Source organism: Gemmiger formicilis (assembly GCF_016900095.1).
GTDB classification, from domain to species: domain Bacteria; phylum Bacillota; class Clostridia; order Oscillospirales; family Ruminococcaceae; genus Gemmiger; species Gemmiger formicilis_A.
In genome coordinates, this window is the sequence record NZ_JACJJP010000016.1 from 24,805 (window position 1) to 38,390 (window position 13,586).

At 55.1% G+C, this 13,586-nt stretch carries 11 protein-coding genes; all 11 read right to left on the bottom strand.

From position 1 onward, the window contains the following. Window positions 1–64: 64 nt before the first annotated feature. A complete protein-coding gene (locus H6B15_RS08950) occupies window positions 65–757 on the bottom strand; it encodes a sulfatase-like hydrolase/transferase (protein ID WP_204647646.1) in 693 nt (230 codons plus the stop codon). Window positions 758–1,111: 354 nt separating this feature from the next. Then, a complete protein-coding gene (locus H6B15_RS08955; RefSeq protein ID WP_204647647.1) occupies window positions 1,112–1,258 on the bottom strand; it encodes a hypothetical protein in 147 nt (48 codons plus the stop codon). Window positions 1,259–1,476: 218 nt separating this feature from the next. Continuing rightward, a complete protein-coding gene (locus H6B15_RS08960; RefSeq protein WP_204647648.1) occupies window positions 1,477–2,277 on the bottom strand; it encodes an HAD family hydrolase in 801 nt (266 codons plus the stop codon). 12 nt (window positions 2,278–2,289) lie between these two features. Beyond that, window positions 2,290–3,399 carry a glycoside hydrolase family 88 protein gene (locus H6B15_RS08965; RefSeq protein ID WP_345941965.1) on the bottom strand — a complete coding sequence of 370 codons (1,110 nt, stop codon included), beginning with the start codon at window positions 3,397–3,399 and terminating at the stop codon, window positions 2,290–2,292. Beyond that, window positions 3,396–4,991: a response regulator gene (locus tag H6B15_RS08970; protein ID WP_204647649.1), complete on the bottom strand. Its 1,596-nt coding sequence runs from the start codon at window positions 4,989–4,991 to the stop codon at window positions 3,396–3,398. Before H6B15_RS08970 ends, H6B15_RS08965 begins: the two co-directional genes overlap by 4 nt. Continuing rightward, on the bottom strand, window positions 4,988–6,691 hold the full coding sequence (locus tag H6B15_RS08975; protein ID WP_204647650.1) for a sensor histidine kinase: 1,704 nt from the start codon (window positions 6,689–6,691) through the stop codon (window positions 4,988–4,990). The genes H6B15_RS08970 and H6B15_RS08975 overlap by 4 nt, the downstream gene beginning before the upstream one ends. An 82-nt stretch (window positions 6,692–6,773) precedes the next feature. Beyond that, window positions 6,774–8,456 carry a hypothetical protein gene (locus tag H6B15_RS08980; RefSeq protein ID WP_204647651.1) on the bottom strand — a complete coding sequence of 561 codons (1,683 nt, stop codon included), beginning with the start codon at window positions 8,454–8,456 and terminating at the stop codon, window positions 6,774–6,776. Then, complete coding sequence (locus tag H6B15_RS08985; RefSeq protein ID WP_204647652.1) at window positions 8,416–10,149, bottom strand: glycoside hydrolase family 3 protein; 1,734 nt, start codon at window positions 10,147–10,149, stop codon at window positions 8,416–8,418. Before H6B15_RS08985 ends, H6B15_RS08980 begins: the two co-directional genes overlap by 41 nt. 58 nt (window positions 10,150–10,207) lie before the next feature. Further along, the gene (locus tag H6B15_RS08990) at window positions 10,208–11,053 is read right to left on the bottom strand and encodes a carbohydrate ABC transporter permease (RefSeq protein WP_204647653.1); all 846 of its coding nucleotides are present in this window, start codon (window positions 11,051–11,053) and stop codon (window positions 10,208–10,210) included. Between the two features lie 12 nt (window positions 11,054–11,065). After that, window positions 11,066–11,983: a carbohydrate ABC transporter permease gene (locus H6B15_RS08995; RefSeq protein WP_204647654.1), complete on the bottom strand. Its 918-nt coding sequence runs from the start codon at window positions 11,981–11,983 to the stop codon at window positions 11,066–11,068. A 98-nt stretch (window positions 11,984–12,081) separates the two neighbouring features. Beyond that, complete coding sequence (locus H6B15_RS09000; protein ID WP_204647655.1) at window positions 12,082–13,470, bottom strand: ABC transporter substrate-binding protein; 1,389 nt, start codon at window positions 13,468–13,470, stop codon at window positions 12,082–12,084. Window positions 13,471–13,586: the final 116 nt, after the last annotated feature.

Below are 13,586 nucleotides of genomic sequence, written 5' to 3' on the forward strand. Positions count from 1 at the left end.
AATCGTAACGGACAATATAACGGACAACAGCCCCAGCCATCCGGCCAGGGCCGTTTTTGTTTATTCAGGCTGTCTTCAGGAGGATCAGCACGCTGTTCTCCGGCACCACGATATTCTCCTGCCGAGTGGGGATCGGCGGATATTTGAACTGGCTTAGCGCCTTCTGGATCTGCTTTTTTGCTTCCATCAAGGCCGCTTCCATTGTGCCGGCTTGAATCTGTATTTTCGGAAAGTCCGGCGCAAAGGCTTTGCGTCCCTCTTCTGTGGCAGTAAACAGTACCGGGTAAGGCTGTTGCTCCACCGAGATTTCCAGGCTCATCCCGAACAGGTCATCCATTTTATCCATCTCGTTTCGCTTGTGCTCATCCATGCTGTGCACATAAGTATCCATCGTGAACGATACGGAGTAACTCGCTGCTTTTTCATCAAAGAACAGTCCGTACAAACCTTTCCCGTGTACAGTTCTAGGAAAAGAGGCGTTTACCAGACCGGGAATCGTTACCAGTAAATCATCCAATTCTATCAATTCCTCACAGACGCCTGTGCCAATCTTGTTCTTCCAATGGGCAATCAGTAGAATATCGATAGATTCTTCATACGGCAACTGCTTATCCTTTTCTCCTTGGCTGCCCAACAATTCCCCATGATTCGAACTATAGAAAATGAGAGTATTTTCCAACATCTCCAACTGTTCCAGCTTACTTCCTATTTTCCTTACCTGCTCATTAATGGTCGTAATGGTCTTTGCCAGAACCACATCGTTGGTCTGCTTGTCCCGGACAAGGGTCAGATCGTAACTCTGCTTGGTACCGACAAAATCTATAAGAAGCACCGGTTTCTTCGATATGGTAACTGCCCAACGGCAAGTTCACCGCAACTTCACCTACCGCGCCACCGTGTTTGGCCGGGAGGAAAGCATAGGTGGAATTGGTACGCTCCGAAGCAAAGGCAGCAATGTCGCTGGTGCCATCACCGGTGCGGACAACGGCTTACCACATCGCCTTCGGCATACCAGAGAGATATGTTCCCATCGGCATCCGTCTGCCGTTCCTGAGTGCAAATATCCTCATTGGCTGTGATGGTATATTCGGCATAAGGGATGGGCCGTTCTTCATACACAAAGTAGCTGGGCTTTGCCGGAAAATGCCGGTTCAAGAGTGGCGCCCTCATCCTCCTGCCAGCCGGTAAAAACTTCGCTGGTCTTGCAGACTTTCAGAACCCCCAGCGTTGCGTTGTTCTGGTAATCCTCATCAATCACCAGAATATCCTGTCTATTTTTGCTACACCATCATTTCTAAAATACTTCCTTAGTGACCCAGAATCCAATGTTGCAGTATTATTTACGCACCATCGGGGACGAGACCATCAGGACCTACTACTTAAGTCTCAGTTACTCTACCAAGTAGGCATTCTTATTCGCGTGCACTTTCACGCTACCAAAGCTTCTTGGTTCGCCTTCTAGTACTCAGCCATCTATTACTCTAAATTGGACATCATACCATTCAGCAAGATTCTTTGCTGTTGTATTGTCCAATGCTCTTGTAAGAAATCCGCAAGTTCATGCTTGCCCAGCTGCATCCAGGACTGTGCTTCTTTGCCAGCCAGAATAGGATAGAACCAAACACCATTGCTCTGAGCAGCTTTCCAGTCACCGGGGGCATCCCCAATCATCAGGACATCCCCGTCGCCATAGCCTTCTGCTTTTGCGCAGGCAATGCACTGAGTTTTACTGCCGTCATTCTGAGAATAATACCGCCTTACATAGCCGTCCAGTCCACCGGCTTTCCATTCCTGCAAAATAGCGTCCCGATTAGCGGAGGAAACGACCACTATATCGGCAAAATCGGCTGCAGAAGCCAAGCAATCCGCAACATTGGCAAAAGGCTGAGCTAGAGGCAGCGCACTGATTTTTTCGTTCACACGCTGGGACCATTCCAGCGCCTGGCGGAATACAAGAGGTGCACCGTCCCTCACACATTTTTCCACCGCGCTGTTGGAAAGTTCCTCTGCCCGGGTGGTCCAGTGAACAAATTCTTGCACCTGCTGCGAAGGCACACTGCTCTCAATCTGCTGCAGAATAGCAGCCACACCCGCAAAACGGTTGATACCCCTTTGCGCGGAGAAAAGATTGATTTTTTCCCATCGGCGCTGCACTTCCGCATCGGGTATAGCAAATTTCCACACCTCATGCAGAGCCGGGCCAAAGCACAAGCGGTGCTTGGTATTCATGGAATCAATGGCGCAACCGTCGGAGTCTATGCAGAGAAGTTTTTTCATCTCCGTTCCTCCTTACCAAGCCCGGAATGCCTTCTGGCGCAGCCACAGCAACGATTCCACCAGGAAATAGTCACCATAGATGATAGGCACGTGGGTGTCTTCATGACCGTAGGCTGCGGTGCCATTCTGCAGAATACCGTCGCGGACAGGGTCCCAATCGCAGTGGCCGTCCAAGAGAGCCTGCAGCATCTTTTCCGCCGCCCGGCGGTACAGGGGGCGCTCCTCTGCCGTCACCAGCTCTTCCAGCGCCAGCAATCCGCAGACCGTGCAGGCCGTAGCGGTGGTATCCAGATACACTGGCGTCTGCGGCGAACGGAAATCCACCCGGGATACCCAGCCATCCTCGGCCACGTTGGCGATAAAGTAGTTGGCAGCGCGGCGGGCAGCATCTAGGTACCGCTGTTCTCCAGTATGGGCCGCCGAGATAGCATAGCCGTACACGGCCCAAGCCTGGCCGCGGCTCCAGGAAGAGCCCTCGCTATATCCCTGCCCCGCCGGGCAGGAAAGCAGCTCTCCCGAATCCGGGTCCAGTACCGCTATGTGGTTGGTGCTGCCGTCCGGCCGCGCCAGCACGCGCAGCGCCGTATCCGCATGGGCCCGGGCGATCTGCCCGAAACGGGGATCTCCAGTTTCCTCACTGGCCCAGTACAGCAGGCTCAGATTCATCAGACAATCCACGATCATCCAACCGGGCTTGTCCAGGTTCCAGGCCCGGATGTACTGCCCGTTCAGGTTGAAACGGCCAGCCAGCAGCGTGGCCGCATGAAGGGCCCGCACCCGGCTTTTCTCGTTGCCAGTCAGGCTATAATCTGCCACGGCGGAAAGCCGCCACATAAATCCCACATCGTGGTGCAGACCCAGGAAGTTTTCCATCGCTTCGTCCAGCCAGCCCTCGGTCTTTTCCGCCACCCGGCGGTAGAGTGGGTCATGCGTGGCATGATACATCTGCCACAACATCCCCGCCCAGAAGCCGTTAGTCCACCAGGAAAGATTTTTCTGCCGCATATCGGTTTCGTACCGGCCGTCATGGGCAATATAGGGGATTTTATCGGCGTTGCGCTCCATTTCGGCACGGAGCTTTCGGTCCAGCACTTCCATCAGCGAATCGTCATAGATATTCACGTTGTACCTTCTTTCCAGTCTTTGGGATACACTCCCACATGTTTTTTGAACAGTTCGGAAAAATACTTTTTGTCGTGATACCCCACCAGTTCGCACACTTCGTACACCCGGATATTGCCGCCGGACAAAAGTTCCTTGGCCCGTTCCATCCGTACGGTGGTGAGATACTCGTTAAAATTGACCCCCAACACCTCCTTGAAGGAGATGGAAAGATATGCGGGGCTGACAAAGGCCAGCGCGGCCATGTTTTTCAGGTTGATATTTTCGGCATAGTTCTGGTCAATATATCGCTTAACCTTGTACACCCCCGCCGCGATCTGGGATGCATTTTCGTCCATCTGGTCCTTCAGATAGGCTGTCAGACTGTCAAACCATTCCCGCAGCGCCGGAATGTTTCGTTTGCTACGGAACTGGTCCAGCGCACTGGCCACATGCAGATACTGGTCCAAGTCACATTCATGGAACAGGCGCAACAAAAAGGACAACAGGTGTTCCCGCAGCCCGACGGAGGGGGCCTCGGTCATGCCCATCAGCCGGTCAAACAGTTCTTCCAGCACTCGGCGGGCTTGATTCAATTCCCGGCGGCGGAGCAGCTGGATTGCTTCATCCTGCAGGTTGTAGGGATACTTCTGTTCCCAGCCCACGGTTTCACCTGGCAGCCAGCAAACGGAAAAAACAGTCGGCTTGTCCATAAAGAAGTTGCGTTCCATAGCCCGCACCGCATCTTCCCAACTTGTACGCAGTTCTCCTGCATCGGCGGCACAGCTACCGATACCTCCGGCCAAGGAAATATGCAAGATCTCGCTGCACTTGTCTGCCAGGGAGGCGATCACCGCCTCCACTTGTCTGTTGACCTCCGCCCGGGTGCTTTGCCCGGGGTAGTTCAAAAGAAATGCCAGCCGGTCTTTGCCCAAGTCCACGCATTCGCAGGGGAAGGAAGCCCGGATCAATTCCAGACCGATGTTGGACACGGCATAGCGCATGAGTTCCTGCTCATCGGACGCGGGAACTTCATCCCCATCCTCCGTCAGAGACACTACCACAAACAGAAGGTGGTTCGGTTTCAGGTCAAAGCCCAGTTCCGCCAGTTGGGTGCACAGGGATTCCTGCTTCAGCATTTTTCCTTGGGCCAGGCTTTCCAGCCACTGCCTCCTAAGAGCGGGCAAGCTGCGCTGGTACCGACGCCACTCCTCCATCTGAGCATCCTTATCTCGGCGGTGCTGCACCGAAATTTTGTATTCGCGGTCGATCAGTTCCTGAATAGCTTCCACCCGGACAGGCTTGGTCAGATACTCCACTGCCCCCAGACGCAGTGCTTCCCTGGCATAGGCAAAGTCCTCGTACCCGGTCAGCAGAACCACCCGGGTTTCCACGCCGTGCTCTTTCAGAGCGGCCATCAATTCCAATCCCGTCATAAAAGGCATACGAATGTCCGTTATTACCAGATCCGGCTTATTGTCCAGGCAATAAGCTAACGCATCGGCACCGTTGAAAAATCCGTGCATCTGAACATCTCGTGCCTTCCAGTCCACCGCCGCAGCAATTCCCCGGACAATGTCCTTTTTATCGTCGACCAAAACCACATCCATCATTTCATTGCCTCATTTCCCGGTTTCATCCCGCACAGCTCTTTTCGAATCCGGATTTCGATTTCCGTCTTCTGGTATGCTTCGCTCTGTATCAGCAGCTCCGCCGCCAGGCCATAGTGAGCGGACAGGCGCTCTTCAATATTTTTAAGTGCAAAACCAGCATACGGGCTGCGCCCTTGCTGCGATTCCGACAATGCAAAACCGCAGCCGTTATCCGCCACCTTCAAATGAAGATAATGCTCGTCCGCATCCACACTGATCCAGATCATACCCCCCCGCTCCATATTCTCGAAGCCGTGGTTGATACTGTTTTCTACCAAAGGCTGCAGCAGAACTTTGACCACCAGATACTCGTCCGGCACATTGCACCGAATCTCATAGTCAAACTTATCGCTGAAAATAATCTTCTGGATGCCCAGATAGTCCTGCACGTGGCGCAGTTCCTGGGACAAAGGAATGTATTCCGAGCCTTTGGAAAGGCCGATGCGAAGCATATCGGATAACTTCTCTACAATCATGCCGATATCTCTTTGGCGTCCGGACAACGCGTACCAGTATACCGAATCCAAGGTGTTATAGAGGAAGTGTGGGTTAATCTGCGCCTGCAGTACCTTCATTTCCGCCAGACGCTTTTTCTGCTCGCTTAAGGATATCTGCCGGTTCTTTTCTTCCAGCGCGGCAATATTCTGCTGAATCTGTCTGGTCATATCGTTGAGGGTACGGCCCAACAGGCCCAGTTCATCCGCCCCCGTCACGCCGGTACGGGCTGAATAATCTCCCCTGGCCACCCTCTCGGTGGTCAGGGTCAAGCTCCGCAGTGGGCGCAGAATGCTCTGAGCCACAAAGTAGGACAGAAGCAGGCACACCACCGAAATTGCCGCCGACGCCACCAACATATTGGCCAGCGACTCGTTTCTGCTGGCATACAGACGGCTGCGCTCCATCACGCAACATAAACTCCACCCGCTGATTTCCAGTTCAGTATCGTTCACCACATAGGCCGTGTCATCGAAAGCCTGGGGAAACTGTTCATCGCCGTACAGCACATTATCTCCACTGTGCAGCACCAGGGCACACCCCAAGGATTGTTCCAGCCGATGGATATGCCCAAACAGTTCCTGGGCATCCAGATTGACCAGGATATAAGCTTCCCGGGTTTCGGAAAAGCTGCCGGTGGGCACACGCATGACCATGGGCAGGACCGTTTTGCCGGTACTTTCGTTGGTGATGGCGGTGTCCGTCCAGTAGGCCAGCTGGCTTTCCTGCGCGGCCTGCAGCAAGGGGGTCATGTCGTAGCTGACTTCGTGCAGGTCATCTGTAAAGACCTTGCCCTGAACCGTCAATGCCACCGACTCAATATAAGTGCTCTGGGATTTGAGGGACGCCAGCATGGAGATGATCACATCCTGAGCCTGGATATATTTGGCCAAGTCCCCGTCCAGATCCGTGAGCAGCGCCGCCTGCAAGCTCTGGTCCAGCAGGCTGAAATGCACCAGCGCCACCAGATTCCGCAGTTCCGCGCTGACATAGCGGGAGGTTTCGGTCACTGTCTGTTCGATGATCTGACTGACCTTGTTCTCATAGCTGTTCTGCACGGCTACGGTTCCCGCCGTCATCAGCCCCAGGCCCATCAACAGCACCGTTACCAGAGGGATGCACAGGATCTTCTGCGCCAGGCTCGCTTTCATAAACCAGCGTTTCAAGAGAGGTCCTCCTTCAAAGCGACATTATTTTTCTCTTCCAATTTCGATTATAGCCGCTTTGAATCATCCGTACAAGCAAGTGTCAGGGAGTAATCCGGACCGTGAAGGCGGTTCCGGCGCTCAGTTTCCAGCGGTGTTCCTGCGCCAGAAGACCGCCGGCCGGCGAGAAGCATACCGCTTTCTCGGGTGATGCGGGTTCCGCCGCGCCCCCTGCCATGGGCAATAGGAAACAGCAGTCCGGACAGGAGGTCCATACCTCGATTTCCAGGCATTCCGGCCGGAAGCGATACCCCAATCGGTATTCCCCCTGCTCCGCCATGGCATCTCCCTGTATACGGGACAAAGTCCCCCGGGCTTCCAGATAAACGCCGCCTTCTTCCGAAACAGCCCGAATCACAGCGGTGTTGTCCCAGCAGCTAGCCCACAACTCCCCTGCCCGGCGGCACTCCACCCGCGGGGTCAGGCTTTTCTGCAGTTCCCGGTCCGTGAGCTGCTGCATGTTATGGGCTTCATACAGCGAGTAGCGGGTCATGCTTGATGCGATCATCAGGCCGTTCTTTTTGTGCCAGAGAAGAGAGAGTGTTCCACCGGATGCATGTCCGCCCAGGTGGTAGGTAAAATCGTAAGCGGTCACATCGGCATACCAGTCGCCCAGATGGACGCGCCAGGTGTCGATGGTGGGATAGTATTTCAGGGCGGGAGCCGCCTCACAGGGCAGAGGTGCATCCCCCTGCGGGATCAGGTCCTCGTCCAGCAGTTCCGCCAGCACCCGCGCGTGGGAAAAGCTGTGGTGGAGGCAGGCCCGGGCTCCCACCTTGGGGTAGTCGGGTCCACCGGCAAGCAGGCCGTCCCGGCTGCAGCGGCACATCAGTTCCAGATTGCGCGCAGCAGCTGCCGCACACTGTGGGTCCGTCTTGCCGAAATGGGCATAGGGCGCGATGCAGCCTTCCGACGTGCGGCTTCCCCAGTAGGTCCACTTGAAGTTGCGCGTGCCGAAGCTGTTGTCCCATCCGCCGTCGGGAAGCATAAACTCCAGATGGTCTTTCAAAGTCTTTTTTATCCAGCGGTAAACATCCTCATTGCCGCGCTGGCGGGCGTACAGCAACAGAAGAGGCAGGCTTTCCTCCACATTGTAGCCAATGTCCACCGGCCGACACCCCTTGGCGGTCAGGCTTTCGATGGGTTTGCCCTCACCGTAAAATAAGCCGTCCGCTTCAACGTGGGTCACCGCGTAGCGGGCCATGCGGTCCGCATGTTCCAGGTATGCTTCGCAGTGAAAATAGTTCCCCAACAGAGCCAGACTTCCGGCGGCTGCGGCGTTGTAGTTGATATTGCTGTCAAAGTGTTCGTCGATATGAGTCAGGATCCAATCGCCGTGGGCCCGCAGCCGCTGTTCCCATCGCTGTTTTTCCTCTGCCGTGAGAAGATGCCCGTGCCGACGCAGCGCATCGCAGAGGGATACCGCCGCAAAAACGGTGATTCCCTTCCACATACTTTGACCATCATTGAGCATAGCGCCGTCAGAACAGAATAGGCTCCCGCTCCAGTCAAACAATTTTCTGGCCGCATCCAAGTATTCTTGCCGTCCCAGGCGGTCGCACAGGGTCATCAGCGGATAGACCAATTCGCCGCAGCGGCCATGGATGGTCTGACATGCGGGGCACAGCAAGGCGCCATCCAGCTGCGGGTCTCCGGTATTCTTGATCTGGTATTGCAGCAGCGCATCACACCAGCTCTTCAGCAGCGCGCACACATCCGTTTGCAACGGGCATCCTCCCTTCCGGCGTGATCCGACCGTACAACACCCCGGCCGTAACTGCGATATTTTCCGGTGACGTGGCAAAAGTAACCACAACGTTTTCTGCATTGTAGGGAACGGAGATTTCTTCAAAGGGCGTGTTGCTTACGATGATTACCTTTTTGTTGGTTTTTCCGATCATCTCCGCCAAAAAATCCCGGTTGGACAGGGTTCCGCGCAGAAAGTAACTGGTAGCCACGATCACATCCGCCCCATCCACAGCCGCCATGATTCTCTGCTTGTCCTGCTCATCATAGGTATAGGCGGTTTCCAGATATTCTACGCGGGTGCTGTACCGCAGGCAGTCCTCGTATAGAATACCGGAATGCCAGGCGGCATCGTTGTATTCCTTAACCTTCTGTTCAATGACCAGTACCTTTCGGTCCGCGGACAGTGGCAGCACGCCTTCCCGGCTACGCGCCACTAACACCGACCGCCGAGCCACCGTTTTGGCTAGAGTGCGGATGGCGGGGTCATTCAGAACCGTTTCCGGCGCAATGTTGTGGTCCTCGGCATCATAGAACAGGCCGTATTCATATTTCAGGTTCAGAACTCGGTACACCTTGCGGTCCAGTTCTTCCCCGGAGATGCGGCCCTGTTCCACAAAGGAGCGGATGGCCTCCACCGTCTGGCCCACCAGTTCGTTTTCCGCCTTCATCAGCACCAGGTCGGCACCCGCTTCCAGAGCCAGGGCACAGGCATTGGCCACCCCGTAGCGAGTAGCGATGGCACCCATGGTCATGCTGTCGGTGGTAATCACGCCTTCAAATCCCAGTTCCTCCCGCAGCAGTCCGGTGATGACCTTGCGGGACACGGTGGCAATGTTGTCCGGGTCAATGGCCGGGAAGATACTGTGTGCAATCATGACAGAAGGCAGCAGTCCCAGGCGAATCAGTTCCTTATACGGCAGCAGTTCCCGTTCCAGCAGCGTCTGGCGGTCCACATCAATGACCGGCACCTGGAAATGGGCGTCCACATCCGAATGGCCGCGCCCGGGAAAATGCTTACCAGTGGCGATCATCCGACCGTCCCGGAAGCCGCGGCAGCTTTCCGCGGCATACTGTGCCACCACTTCCGCATCATCCGAATAGGAGCGGGTATAAATTTCCGGGTTTTTGGGTTCGCTGCACACATCCAACACCGGCGAATGGACCCAGTTGAATCCCACCGCGCGGCTCTGCCGGGCCACGGCCTGGGCTACTTCGTAAGCCAGATGGGGGTCCCCCGTTGCCGTCAGCCCCATGGGTTTGGGGAAAATATTGACCCCGCCGAAGCAGAAGTCAGCGCTGGAACCGCCCTCCTGGTCATAGGAGAAATGCAGCGGAAGCCCCAGCGGGCGGCGGCGGGCAGCGGCCTGCAGGTCATCCAAGACCGCTTTATACTGGGAAGCCGTAGGCACCGGCGCCGCCGATTTGTATTTCACGCCTGTAGAACGCTCCACGCTGACCACCGTCTTGTTGCTCTTGGGATCCACATAGCTGCCGAACGCCCGCATATCGCAGGAAAGACGCAGCCCGCCGCAGTGATACTTTTCGATAAACTCGTAAATATGGGGACGCGCCACCGTTCCCGCAAAACCAAGGGTCAGCAGGGCGCCAATCTTCTGGTCCAGCGTCATGCGCCGGATCAGCCCGCACACAAAGGTATTCTTGCTCTTCATAAAAATGTTCTCCTTATTCAAAAGCGGCCCGCCGGGCAAGCGGGCCGCTGGTCTGCCATCAGCCCTTCACGGAGCCGGAGGTCGTTCCTTCCACAAAATAGCGGTTGCACAACAGATACACCAGCAGCATGGGGATAATGGAAATGGCTGCGCCGGCCATCATCAGGTGGTATTCCGCGGCCGCCGAAGCACCGTACTTCAGCTGCACAACGCCCACCGTCAAAGGTCTCAGCTCAGGTCTGGTCATAGTAAAGACCGAGGAGGTAATGTAGTCGTTCCAAGCAATACGGAACTGGAACAGGGCCACCGTTGCCAGAATCGGCTTAAGCAGAGGCAAAAGCACCATGTAGTACAGCCGGAACGGACCGCAGCCGTCCAGAATGGCTGCTTCATCCAGCTCTTTCGGCAGGCCGGAGACAAACTTGGTGACCAGGAACACATTGTTGCCCTGGGCACCGATAGTGATGAGGATGATGGGCCACAGGGAGTTCTGCAGGCCCGTCTGCACTGCCAAGGTGTACAAAGGACGGAGGGTAACCGCACCCAGCGCAATGAACATCGTCATCATGTACAGGTTTTTCAGGATTTTCCGACCGGGAAAATCACAGCGCGCCAGACAGAACGCGGTCATGGAAGAAAGGATCACCGCGCCGGCTGTGGAGAAGGCGGCGATAAAAACACTGTTGAAGGTGTACTGGGCAAAGTTTGCCTTTTCCCATACTTCGATAAAGTTGCCGAATTCCCAGGTGGTGGGCAGCAGGCTGCCGCCGCCCATCAGCTGCAGGTTGGTTTTCAAGCTGCCGCAAAGCACATATACCACCGGGTACAGGATCACCACGGCGAAGATTGTGAGAAACACATACAAAAGGCCGTGCGTCAACCGGGTTCTCGCTTTGATTCCCATGTTCTTGCCTCCTTAGAAAGTTTCGTCCATTTTGCGGGACCAGCGCAGGTACAGCATGGTGATGATCCCCACGATGATGGCCGTGGCAAACGCAACGGTAGCGCCGTACCCGTAGTTCAGGACCACGTTGCCGTAGCTGTCGCCCATGGGGAACATCAAGCGATAGATGTACAGGTAGAGGGTCTCGGTGCAGTTGTTGGGACCGCCGCCGGTCAGAACCATGATGTTCTCGTAATCCTTGAAGGCCTGGATCAATGCCAGCATAATCACCGTCTGGGTGATGGGCGCCATCATGGGAATGGTAATGTGCCACAGACGCTTCCAGCCGGTGGCACCGTCCAGTTCCGCACTTTCGTAGATATCGGTGGGAATAGTGGCCAGGCCGGATAGGAAATAGGTCATGTAGTTACCCAAAGCGCCCCACACGGCAATGAGCAGAACCGTGACCATGGCGAACTGGTTGCCAAACCAGTTGATGGGTTCATCCACAATGCCCAGAGTCATGAGCAGCTGGTTCACAGAGCCGTTGTACGGGTTGAAGATCAGGTAGAACACCGTGCTCATGATGGACACGCTGATGATGGTGGGCATGAAATAGATAGAACGGTAGATCATACGGCCGCGCAGCTTCATGTTGACGAAGTAGGCTAGCACGAAGGACAGCGGGATGGTGATGATCAGTTTGAAGAACGCATACACCAGGGTGTTTTTCAGCGCGTTCCAGAACATTTCGTCATGAATCAGGGTGGAGAAGTTTTTCAGGCCGGTGAAGTTGAAATCACCGAAGGAGGTGTACTGATAAAACATCATCCGCAGGATCCACACGATGGGATAGATTGCAAACAGGACCAGGAAAATAAAGCCCGGCAGCAGCATCGCATATACCGTACGATTCTGCCGGATTCTTGACTTCAAGGATTTGGTATTCATAACGGTTCAGACCTCATTTCCAACAAAATAGGCCTGTGCCGCGACCCTTTACATGGATACAGGAAGGGACGAAACACAGGCCCACACGAAAGATCCGCTTACTTCGTAATCGGTGCCATGCTGCCGGATTCCACAGCGGCAGTCAACGCGGTGTTGTATTTTTCATTCATCGCTTCGACCAGGCCATCCATGGAGGCTTGCCCCATAATGACCGCACCGAATTCGTCGTAGAAGCTCTTGCCCTCGATTTCCAGACCGGCCATTTCCGGCGCGAGAGGCTGGATAGTATCGGTATCTACCAGGTTGAAGAACTCGGAACCGTACACTTCGCAGGTACCGGCCTTCTCCGCCACGGAAGGAACCACGATCAGGCCGTAGCCCTTCTCCTGGTATTCGGACATGAATTCATCGCTGGTGATGAACTTGATGAATTCCCAGGCGGCTTCGGGATGTTCGCACTGGCTGGAGATGCAGTAGCTGCGTCCGGCGGAGTTCATGGTGTTGACACCGTCTACCACGCCGTCATAGGTCGGCAGGACGCAGGCGCCCCATTCCTGATCGGTGGGGAACTGAGAATCGTAGACAGCCACTTCCCAGTAGCCGGACATATACATGCCGATGTTGCCCAGAGCAAACTGGGTACGCAACGGGTCGATATCCAGGCTTTCCGCACCGGGGAAGAAGGAACCGTCGGCGTAGATGTCGGCAAAGGTCTGCACGACCTTGGCATATTCGCTGAAGTCGTAGGTGCCGGTTTCGTAGTCATAGTAGAACATATCCGACAGACGGGCCACTTCGTCCACAGAACGATACATGGCGCTGTAGGCGTTCTTCATGTTCATGGCGAAGCCGTAGATGCCTTCGTCCTTCAGGTTTTCGGTGATAATGCGCGCATACTCTCGCAGTTCTTCCATGGTCTTGGGGGGCTTTTCAGGATCGAGCCCGGCTTTGCGGAAGACGTCCTTGTTGTAGATCAGACGGTAGTTGTTGCCGTAGGTGGGGATGCTATAGGTCTGGCCATCATACACGTTGACGTTCTGGATGCCCAGGGTGTCACCGTAGCGTTCCCGGTCTTCATCCGTCAGGAACTCGTCAATGGGAATGGCCATCCCCTTCTTGACATAGGGCACAATCTCGCTTTTGGGGCGGAAAATGTCCGGCGCCTGGTTGGACTGGAAGGCCAGTTCCAGGTTGTTGTCGTAGTTATCGGTCATCGCCTCATAGGTGACCTCGATGTTCATGGTGTTGGTGGCGTTGAACTCTGCCACCTTCTCTTCCATGAATTCCAGGTCATGGCGCTGGGTGGTCCAGAAGGTGATGGGGATCTTCTCCCCTTCCTGCGCAGTGGTGGAGGTGCCCTCCGCACTTTCGCCGGTTCCTGCCGTGTCGGCAGGAGCGCCGCAACCGCTGAAAACGCTCAGCAACAGGGCGCTTCCCATCGCCAAAGACGCCATCCGCATCAGTTGCTTCTTGGATTTCAACATCATTGATACTCTTCCTTCTTTCTTTTTTCTTGCAGCCTTTTGTCCGTAAGGCTTTTGCTGTTTGTAGTATAGCAAAATCCGGCAGCGTCCAAAATGGGACAGTTTTTGGTTTTTGGGTG

Excerpts from the sequence above, each read along its gene's own strand:
- H6B15_RS08960 (WP_204647648.1), bottom strand. The coding sequence starts at position 2,277 with ATGAAAAAACTTCTCTGCATAGACTCCGACGGTTGCGCCATTGATTCC.
- H6B15_RS08970 (WP_204647649.1), bottom strand. The coding sequence starts at position 4,991 with ATGATGGATGTGGTTTTGGTCGACGATAAAAAGGACATTGTCCGGGGA.
- H6B15_RS08985 (WP_204647652.1), bottom strand. The coding sequence starts at position 10,149 with ATGAAGAGCAAGAATACCTTTGTGTGCGGGCTGATCCGGCGCATGACG.
- H6B15_RS08990 (WP_204647653.1), bottom strand. The coding sequence starts at position 11,053 with ATGGGAATCAAAGCGAGAACCCGGTTGACGCACGGCCTTTTGTATGTG.
- H6B15_RS08995 (WP_204647654.1), bottom strand. The coding sequence starts at position 11,983 with ATGAATACCAAATCCTTGAAGTCAAGAATCCGGCAGAATCGTACGGTA.
- H6B15_RS09000 (WP_204647655.1), bottom strand. The coding sequence starts at position 13,470 with ATGATGTTGAAATCCAAGAAGCAACTGATGCGGATGGCGTCTTTGGCG.